Origin of the sequence: Erythrobacter sp. THAF29, from assembly GCF_009363635.1 — a bacterium.
In the GTDB taxonomy this organism is placed as follows: domain Bacteria; phylum Pseudomonadota; class Alphaproteobacteria; order Sphingomonadales; family Sphingomonadaceae; genus Erythrobacter.
On the sequence record NZ_CP045392.1, the window covers coordinates 1,677,767 to 1,702,380 of the forward strand.

Here is a 24,614-nt window from a genome sequence, read left to right on the forward strand (position 1 = left end):
ACCATGGTCAGCTCGACGCTTCGCCAAAGTCGATAGAGCTGTTCATGCGTGAGATGCAGTCCCGTTTCGACCTTAGTCTCCCCAAGCTTCTCCTGACTATTGGCGAGAAGGAAGCTGCATGAGCCATCCAATTAAACCGCTGGCCCTGCGCAAAATTGACTATGGTAAGCTCAATTCGCGCCAGAAAGAGACTTACAACTTTCACAGGATTGCAGCCCGACTCGCAGAGTACGGCTATAACAGCATCCTCCTCTCAGACGATTGGCTCGGTGCAGATTTCATCGCCTACCACAATGATGGCGAGCGCTTTTACCGAATCCAACTGAAGGGGCGTATGACCATTGACCGGAAGTATCTTGGTCGCGACCTCTACATCGCATTCATCCATGCCGATCGAGTATACGTCTATCCACACGACGAAATGGCTGATCGTATTGATGCTGTTGGGCGTATCAATGAGTCGGAATCGTGGAGTAAACACCGATCCTATTCTTGGCCATCGCCACCCGCATGGCTGCGCGAGCAACTCACCGAATTTGAGGTAGCATGACTAAACAATCCGTCCCCTCGGTATCAGTAACCTATGCCCAGACCGGCGCTTCGACCAAGTCGAACGAGCTGGGCATGAGGGCGATGCAAGAGAGGGCATACGAGAAGCGCGGCGAGCAATATCTCCTCATTAAATCACCGCCCGCGTCGGGCAAAAGCCGAGCGCTCATGTTCATTGCCCTCGACAAATTGCACAATCAGGACTTGAAGCAGGCCATCATCACCGTCCCTGAAAAGTCGATCGGGTCGAGCTTTGCCGACGAACCCCTCAGCAAGTTTGGATTCTGGGCAGATTGGAAGGTCGAACCCCAATGGAATCTCTGCAACGCTCCTGGCACAGAAGGCAGTAAAGCAGATTCAGTTGGAGCATTCCTGAAAAGCGATGCCCGAGTGCTGGTCTGTCCGCACGCTACATTCCGCAACGCGGTAGAGAAGTTCGGCGTTGAGGCATTCGACAATCGGTTGATTGCCGTGGACGAGTTTCACCACGTCTCAGCCAACCCCGACAACAAGCTTGGCGCTCAGCTCGCTGAGCTAATCGAGCGCGACAAGGTTCACGTTGTTGCGATGACAGGCTCATACTTCCGTGGCGATGCCGAGGCGGTTCTCGCTCCGCAAGACGAAGCCAAGTTCGATAGCGTCACCTACACCTACTATGAGCAGCTCAACGGCTACAAATGGCTGAAAACACTCGATATCGGCTATTTCTTCTACTCAGGCTCCTACGCCGATGACATCCTGAAGGTTCTCGATCCTGACGAGAAGACCATCATTCACATCCCGAGCGTCAATTCTCGCGAGAGCACCAAGGACAAACACCGCGAAGTCGAGCACATCATCGACGAGCTTGGCGAGTGGAAAGGAACCGATCCCAAGACAGGCTTCCAGCTCGTCCATACCTCAGACGGCAAGGTTCTAAAGATTGCTGACCTTGTCGATGACAGCGACCAAGGCCAGCGGTCCAAAGTGCTCGCGGCGCTCAAAGACCCCGCGCAGAAAAACAATCGCGATAACGTCGATATCATCATCGCTCTCGGCATGGCGAAGGAAGGCTTCGACTGGATTTGGTGCGAGCATGCTTTGACGGTTGGATATCGCGCCAGCCTGACCGAGATTGTTCAAATCATCGGGCGAGCAACGCGCGATGCCGAAGGGAAAACCCGCGCTCGTTTCACCAATCTGATTGCTGAGCCCGACGCTTCGGAAGAGGCAGTGACGGAAGCCGTCAACGATACGCTGAAAGCTATCGCTGCCAGCCTTTTGATGGAGCAGGTTCTAGCCCCACGATTCGAGTTCAAGCCGAAGAAGCCCACCAACGTCGCGACCGAAGGCTTCGACTATGGGGAGGGCGGCTACGATCCCGATGACTGCAATGTCGGATTCAACGAAGAGCGCGGAACATTCCAAATCGAGATAAAAGGCCTCGCCGAGCCAAAATCCGAAGAGGCCGAACGCATTTGCCGAGAAGACCTCAACGAGGTCATCACGGCTTTCGTCCAGGACAAATCCTCGATTGAACGCGGACTCTTTGATGAGGAGCTTGTGCCCGAAGAGCTCACTCAGGTTCGCATGGGCAAGATTATCAAGGCCAAGTTTCCCGAACTTGATGACGAGGATCAGGAGGCCGTTCGCCAGCACGCTATCGCAGCTCTTAATCTCACTCAGAAGGCCAAGGAAATCGCCGTCGGCGGTGACAACGAGGAGAAAGGTAATACGGCTCTCATTGATGGCGTGCGCAAATACGCGATGGACGTGCGAGAACTCGACATCGACCTCATCGACCGCATCAATCCTTTCGGAGAAGCATACGCTATTCTTGCTAAGACGATGAGCGAGGATAGCCTGAAGCAGGTTGCCTCAATCATCTCTGGCAAGCGGGTCAATTTGACTCCTGAGGAGGCTCGCGACCTTGCCAAACGCGCACTGAAGTTCAAACAGGAACGCGGACGCTTGCCCTCGATCACCTCAGCGGATGCTTGGGAAAAGAGAATGGCAGAAGGCGTTGCCTTCCTTGCGCGCATGAAAGCCGAGGCTGCCAATGGCTAATTTCACGCAGGAAGACGATGACCTCCTCGAAGAGCTAGGCGTTGAGGTAGAAGCCAAAAAGGTTGCCACTCGCACTCCGCTCGAAGAACGCATCATCGCAGGCTTTGAGGAAATTCAGCGCTTCGTTGAAGAGCATGGCAAGCGCCCACAGCACGGCGAAGACAATGACATTTTCGAACGTCTGTATGCCGTCAGGTTAGAGCGCATCCGAGACCAAGAAGAGTGCCGTGCTCTTGTCGAGCCGATGGACCATCAAGGGTTGATCGACACCACCAACGTCGAGCAACCAGTCGAGGCTGACGAACTCGACGATGATGCACTTCTCGCTGAGCTAGGTGTGGAAGCCGAAACGGCAGACATCACTGAGCTTCGTCATGTCCGTTCTAGCGCTGAAAAACGTGCAGCCGAAGAAATTGCCAATCGCGACAAATGCGAGGACTTTGAGAAATTCCAGCCCCTCTTCGAGAAGGTCCAAAGGGAAATCAAAGACGGCATTCGCCAGACTCGCCCGTTCGTGAAAGATGCGGGCTTCCTGAAGGCTGACATCAAACAAGGTGAACTTTTCATCCTGGGTGGACAGACCGTTTACGTCGCCGAGGTGGGAGAAACTATTAAAGCGCCTAACGGTGAAACAGACGCTCGTCTTCGCGTCATCTATTCCAACGGAACCGAGAGCAATCTGTTGCTTCGCTCACTTCAAAGGGCGCTCTATAAAGACGAGGCAGGAAGGCGGATAACTGAACCTGTTGCCGGCCCACTCTTTACCGACAACGAAGACGACGATGACCAGGCGAGCGGCACGATCTATGTGCTGCGCAGCAAGTCCGATCATCCGACCGTTGCGGCACATCGCGAAGTGCTTCACAAAATCGGGGTAACGAGCGGAAAGGTTGAGCGCCGCATTGCGAATGCCAAGATCGACCCGACCTTTCTCATGGCCGATGTCGAGATCGTCGCGACTTACGAGCTATTCAATATCAATCGGACCAAGCTTGAAAGCGTCATCCATCGGGTGTTCGGTGCCGCAAAACTCGACATCGAAATCAAGGACCGTTTCGGTAAACCTGTTGTGCCGAAGGAGTGGTTCCTAGTCCCTCGGTTCGTGATTGATGAAGCCGTGGCGCGCATCAAAGATGGGACGATCACTGAGTTCGTTTACGACCCCACTTCAGCCAGCCTGAAGGAAAGAACGGATCGCCCATGAGCAACATCAATATCAAGCGATTGGTCGAGAACATCCGCTCTGGCACGAATGTTTACACGCCCCTTGTGGAATTGGTGGTCAATGCGATCCAAGCCATTGATGAACGCAAGAATGGCGAGGGATTGGTAGAAATTCAGATTAAACGTGACGGGCAAGAGGATCTGATTGAAGGCGTTCGTGGCGTTGATGGCTTTATCGTTTCTGACAACGGAATCGGCTTCACTCAAAACAATCGCGACGCATTTGATACCGTCTATACGGAAAAAAAAGTCGCCGACGGTGGAAAGGGTTTCGGGCGTTTCACTTGTCTCAAGTACTTTGACAAGATGTCAGTTCGAAGCATTTTTCTCGACGACGAGACCCCGAAGCAGCGCTCGTTTCTTATGGGTCTCGATACCGACATCATAATTCAGGAAAAAGTGGAAACGGTGGACGCCAGAGACACTGGTTCGACCGTTGAGATATCCGGAATTAAATCAGTCAAGTTCCCCGACAAACGCATTGATACGATCAGCAAAGCCATCGTCGAGCGGTTGCTTCCCTACTTCGTTGACGCAGAGAAGCCGTGTCCGCGTGTAGTTATTCGTGATGAGGGCGCAGCTGTCCCACCTGTATCGCTCAACGACTATCTCGGGAAAGAGAACAGCCAAATTGTCGAGATGCCGATCAAGGATAACAGTTTCACTTTGTCATCGAATGGCGAAGACATGGAGTTTCACGTCCGCGTCTTCAAATTCTACTCACCGCGAGCAGCGCGTAGCAAGATAAGTCTGGTAGCGCACCGTCGCGAAGTCACCGAAGTGATGTTGCAATCTCACGTCCCAGAATTCGCGGATGAGTTTTTCGAACCTTCCCCAGGAGAAGAGGAGGGAAAGGGGCGCAACTTCGTCATCAAAGCGTACGTTTTTGGTGACTACCTCAACGAGAATGTCTCACTGGAACGGGGGGAGTTTCGTTTTCAATCTGAAGCCGATCTGTTGAGCACGATCTCTCAAGGGGACATCGAGAAGAGAGCCGCAGAAATTGCGCAATCGGCCGTTGGCGATGAGATTGCCGAGAGGAAGAAGCGAAAGCAGGCTCGCATTGCTGAATACGTCGACAAGCAAGCCCCTTGGCATCGAACGCTAAGTACGGAAGCAGACTTCAGCGACCTTCCTATGCGACCTTCCAATGAGGAAATTGAGCTGCATTTCCAACGCAAGAAATTTGCAAAAGAGTTGGCGACGAGGGCGAAGGTTTCCGCCATCCTTCAAGCTGGTGATGGGGTAGCGCTAGATGACAAGATTTCCGAGGTCATCGATAGCATCTCGGAAACGAGCAAGAACGATCTCATTCACTATGTTTCCATGCGGAAGTGTGTGCTCGATATATTCGCCAAATCACTAGAAGCTGATGATGAAGGGAAGCATAAGTCAGAAGGCGAAGTGCATGATATCATCATGCAGCGCCGAAAGGATTCCGATGAAATCGACTTTCAGGCGCACAACCTTTGGATACTTGATGAGAGGCTAAATTTCTCGGCATATATCTCGTCGGAGAAGCCTATCAACGAGCCTAGGGGTGACCGGACCGACATCACGATCTTCAACAATCGAGTTGCATTTCGTGGTGACAACGAAGCAAGCAACCCTATCACAATTTTCGAGTTCAAGAAGCCGCAGCGCGACGATTTTGCGAACCCGTCTTCGAAAGATGACCCAGTTCAGCAGATAGTCCGATACGTGAATCAAATACGCGACGGGAAGTTCAAGACGCCACAGAATCGCGACATTTTGGTCAACACAAATACTCCCTTCTACGGATACGTGGTCTGCGATCTCACGAAGAAAGTTTCAGACTGGCTGGAGCGAGAAAAGGACTTCACGCCTATGCCTGATGGCTTGGGTTGGTTCCGCTGGTTCGGAAACATCAATCTCTATGTTGAAGTTCTAAGTTGGACCAAGCTGCTGCGCGATGCGGAGATGCGGAACAAGATATTCTTCGACAAGCTTGGCATCGAGTAGCTTCGCAGGTTTCCTGACAAGACTGTTCGAATTGCAGGCCTGCTCGCGCCCGGTAGGCCTTTCCCGAAGAGCGACCGAAATCAGTCCAGCTGTCCCTGAAAGTTGGCCCGATTGGTGAGGAATTGGTGGCAGAAGGGCACGCTTACAAAGCAGCAGCAGGAGCAAAACTGCCAAGCACTTAGGCGACTCTATTTGACCTGAAATCGGTCAAATTAGCACATCCAATCTCGGACGACTAAGGCTATTTGGTAGCCCGAAGGCAATCCGGAAGGAATCTCGGATCGTCTCAAGAATTCCCACCTGCTCCCGCTCCAAAAATAAGATATAAAATTCAGTGCATTGAACGGTTGCCCCAAGTTGCCGGAAACGCCCGCGCACTTTGGAACTTGACAGCACACCGTACGCAGCGGGTGCTGCAATGGAAGGCATTAAAATGCTTCGCGAATTCACGAAATCTCGCCGATGTCATCTTCTGTGCCGGATGCGGTCCAGTTGCTCGCTCGTCCGTGCCGAGTCGGCACAGATCCATCTAGCCTCCTGCAATTGTTTGTGAATTTTCCGTTTTCCTACACCCCGTGCTGCGGCCTAGAGTGGCACTTGCCTTTCGAAGGGTGAGCCAGGTTCTTTGAACACAAGGAACTTGGAAAAATGCAAAGACACCACCGGTTCGTGACCTATGTCACGCCCCTGATCGCCGAATGGATCAGGAAACAAGCAGACGAGCGCAGGGTCAGCGCGAGTATCGTTGTTTGCGATTGCATCTTCGATGCCTGGCAGCGCGCGACCGAAGCTGACCTGAGGACTCCGGCGACCGATCCGGTCCGCCAGAACATCTTCATCACGGTCGCATTGGATGCGCTGCTTACGCATCATCCCGACACTACCTTGCGTGATAAAACCGTCGCTGCCTACCAGCGCCGGCTGGAGCGCCTCGGTATCGTTGCACCCCGACCCATGGGAGGCGACGATGAAGCATAATCTCGTCAACTTCACCCGCGGCAGCCAGCTCCTCGGGCATTTCGGCTTCATGTTTGCGGCGGGCCTCAAAGGGCCCCTGATCGTGACACTCTTGGTCGTTCTCGGGCTGGTCTATTGGGACGTAAGCAGCGCGCTAGATGACTATCAGGTCTACCTCCTGTGGATGCATGCCTATGCCTCTGGCTATGCCTTCATGGAGTTCGATCCAGACAAGCTTGTGAACCTCAAGCTGGCCGATGGGAGCCTCGTCGCATTTCCCATTTCCGTGGTGACCGATTACCCGCCGATGCGCGAAGCGGTCGCGCTTTTCCAGAGCGCGGTCATCAGCGCTTTGTGGCTTGCAGGGTTCATTCTTGCGCCGCTCTTCGCGCTTTTCTGGTGGGTTGCCGAACGCTTCGGCGAGAAGTCGAAACAGAAGAAGCATGTGCGCGGGGCGGAGCTTGCTACCTTGCGTGGACTTGACCGGGAGATCGCCGCGCACAACCGCAATGCCCGTGCCCGCGAGTATGGCGATGCGTTGGGCTGGCGCTGGCGTCTGGCCGGGTCGGCTTCGCTGCGGGATGCGGGCTTCTATTCTCCAGCGCATCTGGCAGGGGTCAGCTGGCCTTGGCGCCTCGAGCAGAGCCACGCGATGCTTGTTGGCACAACCGGGACAGGCAAGACCGTCGTCCTAACCGAGCTTACCAGGGAGATCCGTGAACGGGGCGAACGTGCGGTCATTTTCGATCTTACTGGGGCCTTTGTCGAAACCTTCTACGATCCCAAACGCGACATCATTCTCAACCCGCTCGACGCGCGTTGCCCCGCCTGGAGCGTGTTCAACGATTGCTCCACGCGTGCCGAATTCCATGCCGCAGCGGAGTCCCTCGTCCCGCACGATGGGGGCGGCGCCGAACAGTTCTGGGTGCTCGCCGCGCGCACGCTGTTCGTCGAGACCTGTCTCAAGCTCGCCGAAGCAGGGCGGGGCACCAACGCCGCGCTCGCCCACGAACTCATGAACGCCGATCTCTCCGATCTGCACCGTCTCGTCGAAGATACCATGGCCGGTCCCATCAGCACGCCGAGCGCGGCGCGCATGGCGGAATCGGTGCGTGCAGTGTTCAATGTCAACGCCAAGGCGCTCCAGATGCTGCCCGAAGACGGGACGCCCTTTTCGGTCCGCGAGTGGGTCAACGGGGCAGGTGAACCGCGCTCTATCCTGTTTCTGTCCGCGCGCTACATCGACATGAGCGTGCTCTCGCAGCTGCTCACCCTGTGGCTCGACACCGCGATCATTACGCTGATGGCGGGCCAGCGCTCGCGGGACATCAGGCTCTGGTTCCTGATCGACGAACTTGGCGCGCTGCATCGCCTGCCTTCGCTCGAGAAGGGCCTCCAGACCGCGCGCAATTTCGGGGGCGCGATCGTCACCGGGATCCATGCCTTTGCCAAGCTCAAGGATGTCTACGGCGAGAACATGGCCATGACCCTGTCCTCGCTTGCCCGAACCAAGCTGATCCTCGGCACAGCAGACCGCGAGACCGCCACCTGGTGTTCCGATATTATCGGCCACCGCGAGGTTCGCGAGATGGAGGAAGGATACAGCTACGGCTACAACAATGCGCGCGATGCGGTCAGCCTGACGCCCCGGCGCCAGGTCGTCCCACTGCTGCTTCCCGACGAGCTGATGAAGCTCAAGAACCTACATGGTTTCATCAAGTTTCCCGAAGGATTTCCGGCGGCACCCGTGGTCCTCGAACCGCGCAACTGGCCTCGGGTGGCCGAAGGCTTCATTCCCCGGGATATGCCTAAGCTACCACCACAGGCCCGCCACGGTGATGACAAAGAAGGAGCAGGTGGCGGTGCCGGAGCAGCCTCTGAAACAGGCGACAATGATGGTGATCCTCGACGGTTGAGGGTCGCGCACGATCGCTCCGACAGCGCTGAAAAGAAAGCCGACCAGGAAGACAAAAAGGAACTGCGCCGGACCCGTCGCAGCAACAAGGGCGATCAGGCTCGACCGGACCAGACAAGGAAGCGTCGCGATCCGAATGCGCAAGAGGAAAGGGGGACATCAGACCCTCAGCGGCCGGCTCAATCCGACCTTCCTCTGTCTTCGAAAGCCGAGGAGCAACGCGGCAAGGAGCAACGGGATGCACCTTCAGCGAGGTCTGACATTCCCGATCCCGCAGCGCATCAGCGAGCACAGGTCGCGCGCGGCAAGGCCGACCAGAGGCTCCAGGAAGAGCAGCAGAAGTCGCTTCTTGGCGGTGCAGCGAAGCAGGGCCGCGATGCCGATCAGGGGCAGGACCATGGTCACGATTACGGGGACTTCGATCCGGATATGTGACGCTCAACCGGGGAGGGGACGAGGGCCAAGAGAAAGTGATCCCAGCCCATGCTTTCCGTCGCCAATGTCCGCTCGCCATCGGCGGCGGCAAGCTACTTCGCTTCGGACAATTACTACGCGAGCGCCGATGCCGACCGCTCGGGCCGGTGGGTCGGCGAGGGTGCAAGGCGCCTTGGTCTCGACGGCAAGGTCGAGACCGCAGTGTTCGACGCGCTGCTGCGCGGAGAGCTGCCCGACGGCAGCAGTGTCGGCAATCCCGGGCAGGCACACCGCCCAGGTACAGACCTCACCTTCTCCGTTCCCAAGAGCTGGTCGCTGCTGGCGCTCGTCGGGAAGGACGAGCGGATCATCCCTGCCTATCGCGAAGCCGTCCTCGAAGCGCTGCACTGGGCTGAGAAGAATGCGGCCGAGACCCGGATGGTGGAGAAAGGCAAGATCGTAACGCAGGCCACCGGAAACCTTGCGATCGGCCTGTTCCAGCACGACACCAACCGCAACCAGGAGCCGAACCTCCATTTCCATGCGGTGATCGCCAATGTCACGCAAGGCAAGGACGGGAAGTGGCGTACGCTCAAGAACGACCGGCTCTGGCAGCTCAACACCACGCTCAATTCTATCGCGATGGCGCGCTTTCGCGTCGCGGTCGAGAAGCTTGGCTATGAGCCGGGACCGACCCTCAAGCATGGCAATTTCGAGGCGCGCGGTATCACCCGCGAACAGGTCATGGCGTTCTCGAGCCGCCGCCAGGAAGTACTCGATGCACGGCGCGGTTCTGGTCTTGAAGCGGGCCGCATTGCCGCGCTCGATACGCGCGCGAGCAAGGACGGGATCGAGGACCGCGAGGCCCTCGGCATGCAATGGAGCGAAACCGCGAAATCGATCGGGTTGGACCTCGCGCCCTTGGTCGAGCGGGCGCAGACCCGCACACTGAAACAGTCGATCGAAACTGGCAGGTTCGGTTCGCTTGCCGAGCGCGGGCGCGCATGGCTGGGACGTTTCGCCGCGCATGTCAGGGGCGATCCGGCCGATCCGTTCGTGCCCAAATCGGTCCTCAGGCAGGGCCGTGAGACGATCGCAGCTGCGCAGGCCGTCGCTTCGGCGGTGCGTCATCTTTCGCAGCGCGAGGCTGCCTTCGAGCGCACCGCGCTCTACAAGGCTGCGCTCGATTTCGGGTTGCCAGCGACGATTGCCGATATTGAAAGACGGACCCGCGCCTTGGTGCGCTCCGGCGACCTGATAGCGGGCAAGGGAGACCACAGGGGCTGGCTCGCCTCGCGTGACGCGGTGCTGACCGAGCAAAGGATCATGTCCGAGGTTGCCGCCGGCAAGGGTGCGAGCTCATCTGCAGTTGAGCCGGGAAGCGCTACTGATCGTGTCCAGACCGCTGCAATGGCAGGGCAGGGGTTCTGCCTCAACGAGGGCCAGCTCGGAGCGGCGAAGCTGATCCTGACGTCAGAGGATCGAACGATCGCGGTCCAGGGAATTGCCGGTGCCGGCAAGAGCAGCGTTCTGAAGCCAGTCGCCGAGGTGCTGCGCGACGAGGGCCACCCGGTCATTGGCCTCGCGATCCAGAACACGCTCGTCCAGATGCTCGAACGCGACACCGGCATCGGCTCGCAGACGCTGGCACGCTTTCTTGGTGGCTGGAACAAGCTGCTCGACGATCCCGGCAACGCGGCGCTGCGTTTGGAGGCCAAGGCGGCGCTGAAGGACCATGTGCTCGTGCTCGACGAGGCTTCGATGGTCTCGAACGAGGACAAGGAAAAGCTCGTCCGCCTTGCCAATCTTGCTGGCGTTCACCGCCTGGTCCTGATGGGGGACCGCAAGCAGCTCGGCGCAGTCGATGCGGGCAAACCCTTCGCGCTGCTGCAGCGGACGGGCATGGCGAGCGCTGAAATGGCGACCAACCTGCGCGCCCGCGATCCAGTCATCCGCGAGGCGCAGGCGGCAGCACAGGCGGGTGATGTACGCACGGCGCTGCGTCACCTGCAGCCGCACACGGTCGAGGCCAAGGGCGATGGCGCGCTGGTCGCTGCTGATACCTGGTTGGCGCTCGACAAGGACGACCGCGCGCGGACATCGATCTACGCCTCGGGCCGCGCCATCCGCTCTGCGGTCAATGCTGCCGTCCAGCAGGGACTTCTCGCCAATGGCGAGATCGGACCGGGCAAGGCCGAGCTTGGAGTGCTCGATCGCGTCAACACGACCCGCGAAGAACTGCGACATCTGTCAGCCTACCAGCCTGGTCGGGTGCTCGAGGTCTCGAGAAAGCAACAGGCCCTGGGACTGTCAGCGGGCGAGTATCGTGTCCTGGGACAGGACCGGAAGGGCAGGCAGGTCGAAGTCGCGGACAAGCGCGGCAAGCGGTTCGCGTTCGATCCTGCGCGGATCAGGGCAGGGAAGGGCGACCAGAATCTCGTCTTGCATGAGCCGAGGAAGCTCGAAATCCATGAAGGCGACCGGATCCGCTGGACCCGCAACGATCACCGGCGCGGCCTGTTCAATGCCGACCAGGCCAGGGTGGTTGCCATTGCCGGCGGAAAGGTCACTTTCGAAACTTCAAGGGGAGACCAGGTCGAGCTCAAAAAGGACGATCCGATGCTGAAGCGGATCGATCTTGCCTATGCGCTGAACGCCCATATGGCGCAGGGTCTGACATCCGATCGCGGCATTGCAGTCATGGACAGCCGCGAGCGCAACCTGTCGAACCAGAAGACCTTCCTGGTGACGATCACGAGGCTTCGCGATCACCTGACGCTGGTTGTCGATAGTTCGGACAGGCTCGGAGCAGCCGTCGCACGCAACAAGGGCGAGAAGGCCTCGGCCCTCGAGGTCACCGCACAGTTGACCCCGCCAGAAAAGAAAAACGGCGAACTTGATCAGCTGAAACCGGAAGAGGTCAACAAGGCCGAAAAGGAACTCGCCCGAAGCAAGAGCAAGACACTGGACTTCGGGATTTGAAGGGCCGCTATGTGCCAGATTTTCTGACGAATTGGGCCAGGCAGTTGGTCCAGGTGGTGCTTACACGCGAACGGCCGGATTTCGGAACCGCTCTCAGATCGCGAGAGTCTTGCGATGCCTCTCAATCGCGCTTCGCACGTCATCGGGGAAGGGCAGGTGTCCGCTTTCGCTGCTCCAGGCGTCGTCGAACTGTGCAACGACATCCTTCGCTGTCGCGGTGATCAGCTTGGCAGGCAGCCTTGCCTTGTCGGCGATCGCCTCGAGTTCATCATAGGTATAGGACGCCCACTCGCGCGAGCTATGAAACTTGAGTGCAGCATCGTCGCCTGGGATATAGGCGAGCGTCGAAAGCAAGTCATAGGCAGGTGCCAGCAGCGCGTTACGCCGGTCCGGATAGATCAACGACCAGTTCTTGAGGTGCATGTCGCCATTCCCGATCAGCACCGAGTAGGTGAGCCGGCGGACGAATTCGACCACGCTTTGCTCGTCAGTTTCGATCGCCAGCACACTGAGGATCTGGCGGTAGCTCGCATTCTGGTATTTATCGTCTGCAAAGACACCGAACACCTGGGCGAAGTCTTCGGTGTGTACGGGTCCCTCTTCTCCCCGGTCGAAGCGCCGGATGGCAAAAGCGGACTCTCCGTAACGGGTGATACCTTCGGGTATGCCATCAATCTGATCGAGCGGAACAAGGTCGATTTCAGGAACGTCGATCCCGATCTTTGCCGCCAGTTTCATCGCTGCGAATTCTGCCTCGGGCACGTCCGGATGTCTGGCAGACGGGAGCTTGACGATCCAGTCGCCGCCGCTGCCCGTGACCGGGATCGTCAGCCCGCCATTCTTGCCCTGGGCTTTGATTGCCGAGAATTTGAGTTGCACGCCGGCAAGCGAGAAGCGCAGCGCGCGCTCTGCCTGCTTCCCCGCCGCTTCTTCATCTAGCTCGTCGGCCTCCGTTTCCTCGGCATCGACGGCGACGGCGCGCACTGCGCCGGGAAGATCGTGCCCGAGCTGTGCGAGAAGGTGGTACTCGCGCATGGCTTTCACGCCCGCGCGGCGGGCCAGGTAGTCGCGAAGCGTGCCTTCAGGAAGGAGGTTGGAGAAGAACGGCTCAATCTTCGTTCGATAGCTGCGTGTCTCGGCAATGATTTCGCCGTTCGCGTCCTTGTAGGCCAGCGACAGCGTTGGCCGATCCTGGTCGGCAAGGTAGACTTCGTCGAATGTGAAGATGCTCGCATCTCCATCGAGGCGCGCAATGGTTCCAACGCGCGTCTTACCCAGAAAGATATCGAGAGCAGCTGCGTCGATCATGTGGCGTCGTCCCCAAGGCGGTAAGCAGGCCGTCTTGAGGCACTGTCTTGACCGATTGCTTGAACCTGCGAGTTTCTGACGTGTTGGAGGGCACGCGTGGATGCTGCGATCTGTTGGGTGAGTTTCTTCCTTCCCTCTTGCTGCTCAAGCGCCCAGCCGAGATCCTGGAGATGCTTTTTCAGATGAGCGACGGGCTGCAAGGCCTGCTCGATGGCTTTGAGCGTTTCGGGAGTGAAATTAACGGCCTGGATATCCTTAAGTGCGCTTTGAAGCTCGGTCACTTCGGTGACGCTCGGATAGCTCTCCCGTACTCGCTCGGCGAACCGGTTGGTTTCGGCAATCGTTGCGAGCACTCGACTTGCCTCGCTTCTTTCGCGCTGTGAGCGAACTACGCCTTCGATCGCCGGTACGGTCCTTCGAGGCACTAGCTTCAGTTCGAGGTCGAGCGCGCGCGCTATTTCGACGAGGCTGGAAATCTGTAGGTCTACACTCCCGCCTTCGATTTTGGAGATATGGCTTTGAGGCAAGCCTACCCGTTCACCCAGCTGTTTCTGGGTAAAGCCTTTTGCTATCCGTGCCGCTTTGATGCTTGCGGCGATGTCCTCGATTGTCGTGCTCATAAATATGTTTCTACATATGCTGGCCTACGTCTATATGTTTTAGCATATACCATGATCGTTGAGAAAGGCAATAGAGATATGCAATGGCATATATACACTACCCATGATAGGCCATTGCATATCATGGGTAGTGTTTGCCGCGCATAAAGCGTGAGCCGTCGTCACTTCAAAGAGCCTTTTCCCGCTCTTTCGATGACAGAGCTTTCGCCCAGAGATCTGCCATTCAGTCAGGAAGGCCAACGGCGGCAATGCGCCCTAATCCCGGTCATTCGAGTAGTCACGATTTTCGCCCAAAAGCTGCCGTTGGTTCAGACTAGCGTCGATGGCAGCTATGCGCCCCAATAGCGGCCATAAAGTCAGGCCAGGACACGCTTGAAAGCTGCCGTTCCAAAGTTTCGTCTGATTGAGGGAAAATAAGCCTTCAATCGCAATAGGTCGAAAAATTTTCTTCGCGATGCGTCTTGGTCGCTGAAGTGAGGCGCATGAAATCCTCGTTAAGTTCGGCTTTGCCGTATCGTGACCGTGCACGAATTAAGTTGCTCCTTCATTATGACTTTCGGATGAGCACCACCCCAGCAATCACAAGCGCGCCGCCAGCCAGAAGCCAGGATTGATCGACAAGCAACGCGCTAGCTATGATCAATGCGGCAGCTAGAGGGCCTTTCAAGGACTGACGCTCATTGCGAAGTCCAGCGAGCTGCTCGATACTGAGCGGATCGAGCTGAACCGGCACATATCCTGACTTTGCGATCGAGTTCGCAGTGGCAAGTATGTCGGGCAAGGACGCCGACAAACCCAGCAGCTGACCGCGAAGTCTCTTCAAACCCGACCGAGCGCTGCCGAGCGAGAACCGCTCGGCGAGAAGCTCCGTGATGATCGGCCGGGTCTCTTCGGCGATGTTGTAGTCCGGTGCCAGCGATCGGACGAAGCCCTCTGCAGTCAACAAGGTACGCAGAAGAATGGCCAGATCAGGTGGCAGAACCAGTCGATAATCCCGCAACAGGTCGAAAGCGCGGGAAAAAATCTGCGAGAACTCGATGCCAGATAGCACGGTCCCCCTGAACTCTCCGATCAACTGATCCAGATCCACCGCGAGCGCATCGCGATCCACCTTCGGCTCCCCCGCCCATGCGAGCAGGACATTCGCGACATCGCTGGTTTCCTCACCAGCGATCGCAAGGACGAGGCGGACGATCTCGTCGCGCCTGGCCTTGGTGAGCGTCCCGACCGATCCAAAGTCGATGAAGCCGACATCCTGCTCGCCGATCATGAAGACGTTACCGGGATGGGGGTCGCCGTGAAATTCGCCGTTCAGGATGATCATCCGCAGGACAGCGTTGGCATAGCTTTTAGCGAAAGCCGCCACCCGCGGGTCGCCCGATGGGCTGCCCAGCGAAGACGCGGGCCTGCCGTACAGGCGTTCCTGAACGTTCACCCGCAGCCCGGTCAGTTCCCAATGGATGGCCGGGGACCTGACGCCGATGGTATCGAGATATGCGCCGATCCGCTCGCAGGCTCGGGATTCCGCAGCGAGGTCCATCTCCCAGGCAAGATTGCGGCCGAAGGTCCGCAGAAACTCGACTGGCCGGTAACGCGCGATGTCCGGCGACCGTGCTTCCACGATCCCGGCAAGGCGTATAAGGAGGCGCACATCAGCCTCCATCCGAGCGGCAGTGCCTGGCCGCCGAACCTTCACGATGACCTCGCTTCCGTCCCGCAGTCTGGCGGAATAGGTTTGCGCTATGGAGGCAGAGGCCAAAGGCTTTTCGTCGAACTGCGCAAAGTCGCTCCGCCAGTCCTCACCCCAGCTTGAAGCAAGTACGGGCTCGATATCTGCGAAGGGCACTGACGACACCTGATCGTGCAGGGTTGAGAATGCCGTGATCCAGTGTTCGGTAAACAGATCGCTTCGGGTGGCGAGGAGTTGCCCCAGCTTTATGCCGACTGGCCCGATGTCACGGAGGAACGCCACAACTGCAGCCGGATGAAATTCGCGAGGATCGATGACATTGCTCGAAGAGGGAATAAATCCGAGGGCTCCGGCGAGATTCTTCGCGCCGTGCCTCATTAGGATTTGGCCGATCTCCGCGGCGCGAGCGATGCTGCTGATAGGCTTTTCCGGGGGCGATGCCATGATTTTACTCAGCCTCGGCCCGGAGTTGGTCCAGATTTTCCGATACCCTTTCAAGAGTCTGCTGCAACGTTTGCTTCTCGTCGGCGGCAATGTCGCGCCAAAGCAGACCATGAAGCCTATCCGCGGAGCCTCTCAGTTCGGGCAGCAGATCGTCAAGCTGCTCCGTGAGGATGAGCTGCCACGCTCGCCGATCCGTCTCAGCTCGAAGCCTTTTCATCAGCCCGCGTGCGCAAAGACCTGCAACCGCCTGGCCGATGGTCGCCGATTCCAGTTCCAGTTTCTTGGCGATTTCAGCCTGCGTAAGGGCAGGATCGCGAAGAAGTTGTCCGATGATCCTCCACTGTGTCTGATTGAGACCGATCCTGGCGACCCTCGCATCGTACACTCTGCGCGCGCCGCGACTGATCTCGTCCATAAGATAGAGAATGCGGTCATCATCGGTGATGAACTTCTGCCGACGCTGAGACCGTGACATGGTATCTGGTTTTTCATCCATAGCGCTGTGTAGTCGGATAGCCTCGGATGCCCAAATGCAAACTGCTAAATGCCTTTACTATCTGACTCACGGCTCATAGGGCGCGAGACGCGTTCACCTTTTACTGAGGCTGCCGAAAGAGTCAGATGACCGATAACTCCAACCAACCGGAGCAGGAGGGCACAACCCCAACGAAACCGCAATCGCGGCGTGGCTTGCGCATCGTGCTAATCATCGTTGGTCTTGCCGTGCTGCTTGGCGGGATCTGGTGGTACTACCGGCACGTAACCTACGGACAGTACATGCAGACGACCGATAACGCCTATGTCGCTGCCGACAGCGTCGTTATCTCTTCCAAGGTAGCGGGATACGTCGAAGAGGTCTTCGTGGGGGAGAACGAGCAGGTTGCTCGCGGCGGAGCCCTCGTACAACTGGATCTGCGGGATTATCAGGCGCAAGCGCAACAGGCGCGCGCACAGATCGCTGCGACCCTGGCCGGTGCCGACACAATCCGTTCTCAGGTAGCCGAACAGGATGCAGCCATTCGCCAGGCGCGGGGCCAACTCGCCGCCGCGCGCGCAGCACTGGACCTCGCGAACGACCAGGTGGCGCGATATCGGCCCCTTGCCGCGACAGGAGCCGAACCGCGGGAAAAGCTAGACCAGTATGAGGCGCAGGCGCGGCAAGCGCGGGCCGAACTCGTCGCCGCGCAGGCAGCGGTGGCTGCCGCGACCGCGCGCCGAGGGACCCTGTTCGAGCAGATCAACCAGACCCAGGCGCAGGCGGACGCTGCTCGCGCTCAGCTGGAAACAGCCGACCTTACGGTTGAATCGACCTTGCTGCGCGCCAGCAAGGCCGGCCGCGTCGGCGATCTCTCGGTGAGGGTGGGCCAGTTCGTGCAACCGGGTCAACGTTTGATGACGGTGGTTCCGGTGAGGGCGATCTACGTGACGGCAAACTTCAAGGAAACGCAGGTCGGCCTGATCCGGGCCGGCCAAAGCGTCAGGCTCGAAGTTGACGCCCTACCCGACCTTGAGATCGCGGGGCGAGTGGTCAGCATATCGCCGGGAACGGGCGCGGAATTTTCCATCCTCCCCCCCGAAAATGCCACCGGCAACTTTACCAAGATCGTTCAACGGATACCCGTCCGCATCGGTATCGATGCTCCCCCTGAAGTGCGGCGTCTGCTCGTTCCCGGCATGTCGGTAGTGGCTACGGTCGACACCCGGAATGCTGCCGGCGAATTGGAAGAGATCTCGAGTCGGACTCAATGACCGAGATACTGGCAGCGCAGGACACTTCGATCGGGCCGGCCGGGGGCCGAAAGAACGCAGACGTGACTGCCTGGGTCGCTGTGGCCGCGGGCGCGCTTGGCGCCATGCTCGCGACGCTGGACATATCAATCGTCAATTCCGCACTCCCCGTCATTCAGGGCGAGATCGGTGCCACAGGCGCCGAAGGCACCTGGATTGCTACGTCATTTCTCGTTGCTGAAATCGTCGTCATTCCGCTGAGCGCTTGGCTCGAACGGCTGTTCGGTCTGCGAACCCTCCTCATCATCGCGGTTAGCGCGTTCACCGCATTTTCGGTGCTATGCGGGATTGCAACCGACCTTACGACCATGATCATCGGCCGAACGGGTCAGGGATTCACGGGCGGAGTCCTCATTCCGACCGCAATGACTATTGTGGCTAAACGATTACCGCCGCACCAACAGCCAATCGGAATGGCCCTGTTCGGCATGACTGTGGTTCTTGGCCCCGTGATGGGGCCATTGATCGGCGGCTGGCTGACCGAGAACCTGAGCTGGCACTATGCCTTTTTCGTCAATGTGCCAGTCTGCGCAATCCTGCTGCTCTTGCTGTTTATCGGGCTGCCTCACGAGAAGCCCAAGTGGGAATATCTCACGGACGCCGATTGGGCTGGCATTCTCGGGCTGATCCTCGGACTGGGCGGTCTGACTGTTGTACTCGAGGAAGGGCACCGTGAGGAATGGTTCGAGTCCTCACTCATTCGCTGGCTAACGGTGGTGACCATTATCGGCTTTGCCTGTTTGATTTACGGACAGGTGAAGGCACGCAAGCCAGTCTTGAAGTTGCAGCTCCTGTTCAATCGACAGTTCGCCAGCGTCGCGATCATGGCGCTCGCCCTGGGCATGGTGATGTATGGTTCGACCTATGTCATTCCGCAGTTTCTGGCGATCATCTCTGACTATAATGCTTTTCAGACGGGACTGGTCATCTTCTGGATGGGTGTCCCGGCCTTTCTCCTGATGCCGGTTCTGCCCCTGATGATCCGCAAGGTGGACATCCGCATTGCCGTCGGCACCGGAATGCTGCTGATGGCGATCAGCTGCTTTGTCAGCACGAGTCTGACCGCCGAATCCGGCGGCGCTGTCTTCACTGAAAGTCAGCTTATCCGCGGGGCCGGAATGATACTTGCGATGATGTTCCTGAATCAGGCAACGGTTGCGTCGGTGGCCAAGGAAGACGCGGGCGATGCCTCGGGCATTTTCAACGCGGCCCGCAATCTTGGCGGATCATTCGCCCTCTCGGCCCTCGCTTCGTTCCAGGACCAGCGAATTTGGCACCATACGAGGCGCATGGAAGAAACGCTGAATGCGAACAGCGTTTCGCTGCAGACCTATCTCGACGGACTGGCGCGAAGCTTGGGCGATATGGAACGAGCGATGGCGGCACTCGGCGGCACTCTCCAGCGCGAAGCGTTCATCATGACCTACAATGATGTCTTTCTGGTGATGGGACTTCTCACACTCGCGACAGTCCCGCTTGTTCTGTTCCTCAAGCCGCTTCCGGAAAATGTCTCCCTTTCGATGCACTGAGCCCGAGATTATGCGCCACTTGCTACCTCCGATTATCACTATCGCCTTGCTAGCTGGATGCACGGCTGGGCCCGATTATGCAGGCCCCCCGGAAGTTGTGTCAGCAGACACGGGCACTCGCTTTGTGCGCGCTGGCAGTGATGTGAGCGCATCTGATCCGGTTGTCGCTCAATGGTGGCTGCTGCTCGGCGATCCCGAGTTGACGCGGCTGGTGGAGGCTGCGCTGTCCGGCAACCCTTCGCTCGCCGCAGCGCAGGCGCGCATTGCCCAGGCACGGGCATCCATCAGGCAAGACCGTGCGGGTCGAATGCCATCGCTTGGGGCACAGGCCACCACCGTGCAGGGCCGGCTTCGTGGTCTCGACATTCAAGGCGGGGCGCCCCCCCCGTCAGAGCAAACCAATTCCGACGCAGAAACCGATGACTCGCTCAGCTTTTTCAATGTGGGCCTTAACGCCAACTGGGAGCTGGAGTTCGCCGGTGGCTCGCGCAGGCGCATTGAAGCCAGCAATGCCCAAGCTGCTGCAACCGTGGCCAATGCAGAGGACGCAAAGGTCCAGTTGACTGCCCAAGTGGCCAGCACCTACGTCAATTTGCGGGAGGCCCAATTCCGCGCAGAGCAATTTGAGGCGCAGATTTCGTTGCAGGAAGAGATCCTGGCGCTGACATACCAACGCTATCAGCACGGTGCATTGCCGCTTTTCCCGGTAGGCACCGCGAATGCCGAACTGGAGATGCTCAAGTCACAACTTGCCGAAGCTGAAGCGGATATCGCAGTCCTGTCTGATGCACTCGCTATACTGACCGGACAGGTGCCGGGATCAGTTGATGCAGCGCTCAGGACTGCGCATTCCATTCCCATGCCGCCAGAGCAGGTCGCGATCGGCGATCCGGCAAGCCTGGTGGCGCGTCGGCCTGACATAAGGGCGGCCGAACGGTCTCTTGCCGCGTCGACGGCGCGGATCGGGGTGGCCGAGGCGGCGCGGTTCCCGAAATTGTCCTTCACGGGGATCCTGGGCCTCGGCGGATCCTCGTTGGACGACGTTGTCGATGTCGGCGATTTCTCCGCACTCGCGATCCCACGCCTCCAGTGGAATTTTCTGGATTTCGGCAGGGTAGACGCTGCGATCGACCAAGCCGGGGCGGCGCGCAACGAAGCAGTCGCCAATTACCAGCAGACGGTGCTTCTGGCACTGCAAGACGCCGAACGTGCCTTGGCTCGCTTCGGCCAGCAGCGTGTGGCGCTCGCTGCCAGTATGCAAATCAAGAAGCAGGCTGACGGCGCGGCGGACCTGAACCGCCAACGTTTTGCCGCAGGAGCGATCTCGAAGGCTGACCTCAACCGGGCCCTGCGAGAACAGCAGCAGGCCTCAGCAGACCTCGTCCGGGCAAAAGGTGCCCTTACGCTGGCGTGGATCGCGCTGCAGAAGTCGCTGGGCCTTGGGTGGCAAGAGCCTGTTCGAGATCAATAGTCCCGCCGCGCTGATCAAGTGATCCGGTTGACGAGAAGTAGGCGCCCCTGCCGCTGGCGACCAACTTGTCGTCGGGCTCGAGAACCCGGGTTTCCGCCACCGAAATCTGTCGCCCGATCTTCACGATCTGTCCGTGAGCAGTGAGAGGTCCTGAGGTTGCAGGACGGTGGTAATCGACATGCAGATCGGCCGTCGCTCTCGCCGCGACGCCCCCGGCAAGCAGAGTATAAAGCCCGGTGAGGTCGACCAGTGAAGCCAGGATCCCTCCATGCGCCGACCCAATCATAGGGTTCGACACGATCTCTTCGCGCCATGGCATGGTGATCGCGATTCCCTGGTCGGAGCATGTTGCAATCTCCAGCCCAAGCCATCGATGAAACGGCGCGATATTCAGCATTTCCTGCAAGCGCTCTCGATCGATCATAGCTCCCTCGTCCCCTGTGGTTGAGCCGTATCGCAAGAGTGATGGGTTCGTAGGAAATCGACGATAGCGGCGGAGAAGGCATCGTTCGCATCGCCCACGACCATGTGCGTGGCATCGGCAATATCGGTGTATTCTGCATGGGGGGCGAGTTGTCGCAGATGCAAAACGGCCTCTTCGGAAACAAGATCGCTAGAGCCGCCTCGGATGAGGTGAAGCGGAAGCGTGAGATTCGCCGCAGCTTGGCTCAGCATTGCCGATTGACGTTCTTGGCTGTCTGGGTCGCCTTGTCTGGCTGACATTATATTACGGATAAACACCGGGTCCCAGTGCCAATAGAAGCGCCCATCCGACTTCTGCCGCAGATAGTTTTTCAGACCATCGCTCGCGCCCCGCTTGGGACGATGCGGTATGTAGCGAGCGATCACGTCGGCCGCCTCCTCTGGTGAGGCGAAGCCGCTATCGACATGCTCTTCCATGAAACCAACCACGCGCATCACACCGCTGGGCTCCATGCGCGGGGCAATGTCGACCAATGTGAGTGAAGCAAAGCTACCTGGAGCAAGCTCCCCTGCGGCAATCAGTCCAGCGAGCCCGCCCAGTGAAGCGCCAACCAGCGCTGGCTTCTGGTCCAGGCGCGACGCTGCAGTGACCAGATCCGCCGCGAAGTCGCGCATTTCATAAGCTCCGCATAGCGACCAATCGCTGTCTCCGTGACCGCGCATGTCGAAGGCGATTGCGCGAAAGCCGGCTTGAGCCAGCTCGCTGACCACCCTTCTCCACGCGCGCCGTGTCTGCCCGCCGCCGTGCGCAAGAAGGACGGGTTTAGCGTAGGCATCCCCCTCAGCCTCGGCTGTAAGAGAAATCGCGCCTGCGCCCTCAATCGTAAAGGTTTCTCTCGCCATCTCCGGATGGTAGGAAAGGCGCGCTAAATAGTAAACCAATTTAGTTTGTGGCTCTCGGCTCCGTGTTGGCTGTCCTGCAGGGGCGTTTCAACGACGGCAAAAGTCTATGCCAAGAGGGGTTTCTCCAGACCATTCTCTAATGCACCGGCTTGCGATTCGGTCAGTAGTCGCTGTCCGCTTAATCCGCTCAAAGATATAAAAGCTGCCTTTCCGCTTCCGGCCCAAGTCCTGCCGTTACAAGGCTCGGCCAAACCAGATGACCCGACCGACGACGTGCACCTCAGATCGGTCCATGTCGTGCCAAGTTGGATAAGCTGGGTTGTCGCTGGCGATTGTGATTTGTCGGCCACCAGGCTTGATAGCAATACGCTTAACGACCAGAGCATCATCAGCGCGCAAAACGTAGATTCCATCGCGCAATCGTGAGCCATGGTCTGACGCGTCGACCAGGACCTCGTCACCATCGCTGAGCGTGGGCTCCATCGAGTCACCCTTTACGCCGACGATCGACAGGCTGGCGCTCTTGGCCGACGTCAGGTGCCGCAGCCACCGCTCATCGAACCCGAACCGGGTGTGTGCAGTCTCACTGGCAGCTACCGCGCCGAATCCAGCAGATGCTTCCACATCGAGAACGGGGATCTCGACCATACCATCATTGACTGGATTGGCGGGACCGCCGAGCACTTGCTCATCGACGCCGAAGAAGCAGGCAAGTGTCTTTCGGTCTTCGTCATCGAGCTTTCGCGGTGAACCGCGCTTGATGAATTGCTGCACATAGGCAGGGTTGCGGCCAAGCAGCCGCGATATCGAGGCGTAGCCATATCCGCCCTTGAGGATCAGCCGGTCGAGCTCTTCCCTGACATGTTCCATCTGTCTGTCCTTCGAATCTCAATTGTAGGAATTTTCCTAGACTCGCGGATGTGATCCTACTAAGAACATAACAAGAACACAAGGGATTTGCGAGTCGGAGCGAAAGGGTTATGACCTTGCTGGAACGGATCGAAAAGCATCTGAAAGATCACCATATTTCGGCAACGCGCTTCGGCCGGCGCGCAGTTGGCGATCCTCGATTCGTACTCGATCTCAGGCAAGGGCGAAGGCCGCGTCGACGAACGCTTGAACGGCTGGAAGCCTATCTGCAGTCAGTCGACGCTAGAGATCCTCAAGGTTCTATCAGGAATAGGTCCTGCGCTCGACAAGTTGCTCATAGCGACGGGCAACATTCTGCCAAAGTCTTGCCCCGTCCTGCTCGCCGGCCTGGTATAGCTGATCGATCTTCGACGCAATGAATTCACCTCCGGCGTCGCCATGGTGCTTATCCACCCACAGCGCCATGCCCCAAAGCTCCTGATCACGGGTGAGCATCAGAAGAGTGACCCGATGCCTGCGATGAGCATAAGGACAATCGGAATACCCAGCAGCCATGCTTCGAGCTTCAATTTCCATTCCCGCTCGTTGCCCGGCAAGGGATCGTCACTGTCCGGCCAGATGCGCATCAGCACCATGGCTCCCTGCGTCCGGACCAGGTTCGTGCTAGTCTTTCCGCGACCAATTGGTCGCCGATCGAGCGGCCATCGCGCATCAGGACACGGAGCTTACGACCGTACTGGTCTTCGTCTCGATTACCGATTGGAACGGCGGAGAACTCTCCCTGATTGAGCAGAACCACCAACCTGTCGCGTGCCCTTATGCCGAGATCGTATTCGATATCGCATCTTGGCTGCGAAATTTCAGGCGTGTCGATATCCGCGATCCTGATCTTCACGCCTTCGAGCCAGATCGTGTCGCCATCGATGACACAAGTGCGTCTGACCATGCCGCAAACGGCAAAGCTGTGCTTGGTTCGTGCCTCAGCGATCGCCGAACCAAAAGGCCAGTAGATGCCAAGAATGCCGCCCAGAATGCCAACGAGTAAGCCTCCGGCAACAAGCAGCGCAAGGCCGCGCCGTTTGCCTTGCTTCTGTCGGAGAACTCCTGCGTGAAAATCGAAGACATTATTCTGAGGTGATCTTCCTGCCATGCCAACTCCTTTCATTTTCGGGCCTGCAAGCCAAGATACCGTGCTCGCTTTTCCGATGATTTTCGGCTATTTTCTCAGCAACAAGATGGGGCTGAGAAGAGGAGAGGGCGGCTCCCTTCTTGTGAAGGAGAATGAGCGATGAACGATCCAGACGACACACCCCCGGGCGGCAAGGAGGGCTGGGAGGGCTTCCGCGAAGTAGATCGGGCCATCGCCGAGAACCGTCTCACTTCCTACACCTGCAAAAAGACCTGGGCTGACCCGTGGGGCAAGCTTGGATTGATCCTGTTCGGGGTCCTGTTCCTCGCCTTTTTGATCTATGTGATCATCTACGACGGGCTGATCTGA

The 24,614-nt window shown here is 58.2% G+C and carries 21 protein-coding genes; 11 read left to right on the forward strand and 10 right to left on the reverse strand.

All coding sequences use genetic code 11. The annotated features are described in order from the left end of the window. The first annotated feature begins 118 nt into the window (after positions 1 to 118). From FIU90_RS08140 to mobF, 7 genes are all read left to right on the forward strand, one after another. Positions 119 to 550 (forward strand): hypothetical protein, encoded by a 432-nt coding sequence (locus FIU90_RS08140; protein WP_152434322.1) that lies wholly within the window; start codon positions 119 to 121, stop codon positions 548 to 550. Further along, a complete protein-coding gene (locus FIU90_RS08145) occupies positions 547 to 2,595 on the forward strand; it encodes a DEAD/DEAH box helicase (protein ID WP_152434323.1) in 2,049 nt (682 codons plus the stop codon). Before FIU90_RS08140 ends, FIU90_RS08145 begins: the two co-directional genes overlap by 4 nt. Continuing rightward, positions 2,588 to 3,799, forward strand: a complete 1,212-nt coding sequence (locus FIU90_RS08150) for a GIY-YIG nuclease family protein (RefSeq protein ID WP_152434324.1) — start codon at positions 2,588 to 2,590, stop codon at positions 3,797 to 3,799. Before FIU90_RS08145 ends, FIU90_RS08150 begins: the two co-directional genes overlap by 8 nt. Beyond that, the gene (locus FIU90_RS08155) at positions 3,796 to 5,802 is read left to right on the forward strand and encodes an ATP-binding protein (RefSeq protein ID WP_152434325.1); all 2,007 of its coding nucleotides are present in this window, start codon (positions 3,796 to 3,798) and stop codon (positions 5,800 to 5,802) included. Before FIU90_RS08150 ends, FIU90_RS08155 begins: the two co-directional genes overlap by 4 nt. Positions 5,803 to 6,450: 648 nt before the next feature. Further along, entirely contained in the window at positions 6,451 to 6,780 is a 330-nt protein-coding gene (locus FIU90_RS08160) for a hypothetical protein (protein WP_152434326.1), read from the forward strand. Next, positions 6,770 to 9,109 carry a type IV secretion system DNA-binding domain-containing protein gene (locus FIU90_RS08165; RefSeq protein ID WP_152434327.1) on the forward strand — a complete coding sequence of 780 codons (2,340 nt, stop codon included), beginning with the start codon at positions 6,770 to 6,772 and terminating at the stop codon, positions 9,107 to 9,109. Before FIU90_RS08160 ends, FIU90_RS08165 begins: the two co-directional genes overlap by 11 nt. A gap of 48 nt (positions 9,110 to 9,157) precedes the next feature. Continuing rightward, positions 9,158 to 12,070 (forward strand): MobF family relaxase, encoded by a 2,913-nt coding sequence (mobF, locus tag FIU90_RS08170; RefSeq protein ID WP_152434328.1) that lies wholly within the window; start codon positions 9,158 to 9,160, stop codon positions 12,068 to 12,070. Positions 12,071 to 12,163: 93 nt separating this feature from the next. Here the strand turns inward: mobF and FIU90_RS08175 are convergent, their stop codons facing one another. From FIU90_RS08175 to FIU90_RS15850, 4 genes are all read right to left on the reverse strand, one after another. Further along, positions 12,164 to 13,378, reverse strand: coding sequence for a type II toxin-antitoxin system HipA family toxin (locus FIU90_RS08175; RefSeq protein ID WP_152434329.1), 1,215 nt, complete (start codon positions 13,376 to 13,378; stop codon positions 12,164 to 12,166). Continuing rightward, positions 13,375 to 13,998 (reverse strand): helix-turn-helix domain-containing protein, encoded by a 624-nt coding sequence (locus FIU90_RS08180; protein WP_090483105.1) that lies wholly within the window; start codon positions 13,996 to 13,998, stop codon positions 13,375 to 13,377. Before FIU90_RS08180 ends, FIU90_RS08175 begins: the two co-directional genes overlap by 4 nt. A gap of 547 nt (positions 13,999 to 14,545) precedes the next feature. After that, positions 14,546 to 15,970, reverse strand: coding sequence for an AarF/ABC1/UbiB kinase family protein (locus tag FIU90_RS08185; RefSeq protein WP_234029455.1), 1,425 nt, complete (start codon positions 15,968 to 15,970; stop codon positions 14,546 to 14,548). 166 nt (positions 15,971 to 16,136) lie between these two features. After that, positions 16,137 to 16,628 (reverse strand): MarR family winged helix-turn-helix transcriptional regulator, encoded by a 492-nt coding sequence (locus tag FIU90_RS15850; protein ID WP_090483095.1) that lies wholly within the window; start codon positions 16,626 to 16,628, stop codon positions 16,137 to 16,139. Between the two features lie 125 nt (positions 16,629 to 16,753). On the opposite strand from FIU90_RS15850, the gene FIU90_RS08195 reads away from it, so the two are divergent. The 3 genes from FIU90_RS08195 to FIU90_RS08205 are packed head-to-tail and all read left to right on the forward strand — an operon-like array spanning position 16,754 to position 20,920. Next, positions 16,754 to 17,881 (forward strand): HlyD family secretion protein, encoded by a 1,128-nt coding sequence (locus FIU90_RS08195; RefSeq protein ID WP_061926347.1) that lies wholly within the window; start codon positions 16,754 to 16,756, stop codon positions 17,879 to 17,881. Further along, on the forward strand, positions 17,878 to 19,449 hold the full coding sequence (locus tag FIU90_RS08200) for an MDR family MFS transporter (protein WP_051051456.1): 1,572 nt from the start codon (positions 17,878 to 17,880) through the stop codon (positions 19,447 to 19,449). Before FIU90_RS08195 ends, FIU90_RS08200 begins: the two co-directional genes overlap by 4 nt. A 10-nt stretch (positions 19,450 to 19,459) precedes the next feature. Then, entirely contained in the window at positions 19,460 to 20,920 is a 1,461-nt protein-coding gene (locus FIU90_RS08205) for an efflux transporter outer membrane subunit (protein WP_152434330.1), read from the forward strand. Here FIU90_RS08205 and FIU90_RS08210 read toward each other — a convergent pair. The 6 genes from FIU90_RS08210 to FIU90_RS15740 form a co-directional block, all read right to left on the reverse strand. Beyond that, on the reverse strand, positions 20,850 to 21,344 hold the full coding sequence (locus tag FIU90_RS08210) for a hotdog fold thioesterase (protein ID WP_082745685.1): 495 nt from the start codon (positions 21,342 to 21,344) through the stop codon (positions 20,850 to 20,852). The two genes, FIU90_RS08205 and FIU90_RS08210, sit on opposite strands and share 71 nt — an antisense overlap. After that, positions 21,341 to 22,246 carry an alpha/beta fold hydrolase gene (locus FIU90_RS08215; protein WP_152434331.1) on the reverse strand — a complete coding sequence of 302 codons (906 nt, stop codon included), beginning with the start codon at positions 22,244 to 22,246 and terminating at the stop codon, positions 21,341 to 21,343. The genes FIU90_RS08210 and FIU90_RS08215 overlap by 4 nt, the downstream gene beginning before the upstream one ends. A 234-nt stretch (positions 22,247 to 22,480) precedes the next feature. Then, positions 22,481 to 23,116 carry a S24 family peptidase gene (locus FIU90_RS08220; protein WP_137675989.1) on the reverse strand — a complete coding sequence of 212 codons (636 nt, stop codon included), beginning with the start codon at positions 23,114 to 23,116 and terminating at the stop codon, positions 22,481 to 22,483. Positions 23,117 to 23,419: 303 nt separating this feature from the next. After that, the gene (locus FIU90_RS08225) at positions 23,420 to 23,611 is read right to left on the reverse strand and encodes a hypothetical protein (RefSeq protein ID WP_137675988.1); all 192 of its coding nucleotides are present in this window, start codon (positions 23,609 to 23,611) and stop codon (positions 23,420 to 23,422) included. Then, positions 23,611 to 23,742, reverse strand: a complete 132-nt coding sequence (locus FIU90_RS15785; RefSeq protein ID WP_255478505.1) for a hypothetical protein — start codon at positions 23,740 to 23,742, stop codon at positions 23,611 to 23,613. Before FIU90_RS15785 ends, FIU90_RS08225 begins: the two co-directional genes overlap by 1 nt. After that, positions 23,742 to 24,281 carry a thermonuclease family protein gene (locus FIU90_RS15740; protein ID WP_234029458.1) on the reverse strand — a complete coding sequence of 180 codons (540 nt, stop codon included), beginning with the start codon at positions 24,279 to 24,281 and terminating at the stop codon, positions 23,742 to 23,744. The genes FIU90_RS15785 and FIU90_RS15740 overlap by 1 nt, the downstream gene beginning before the upstream one ends. Before the next feature lie 123 nt (positions 24,282 to 24,404). Here FIU90_RS15740 and FIU90_RS08235 point away from each other — a divergent pair, with 123 nt between their 5' ends. Further along, positions 24,405 to 24,614, forward strand: coding sequence for a hypothetical protein (locus FIU90_RS08235; protein ID WP_152434332.1), 210 nt, complete (start codon positions 24,405 to 24,407; stop codon positions 24,612 to 24,614).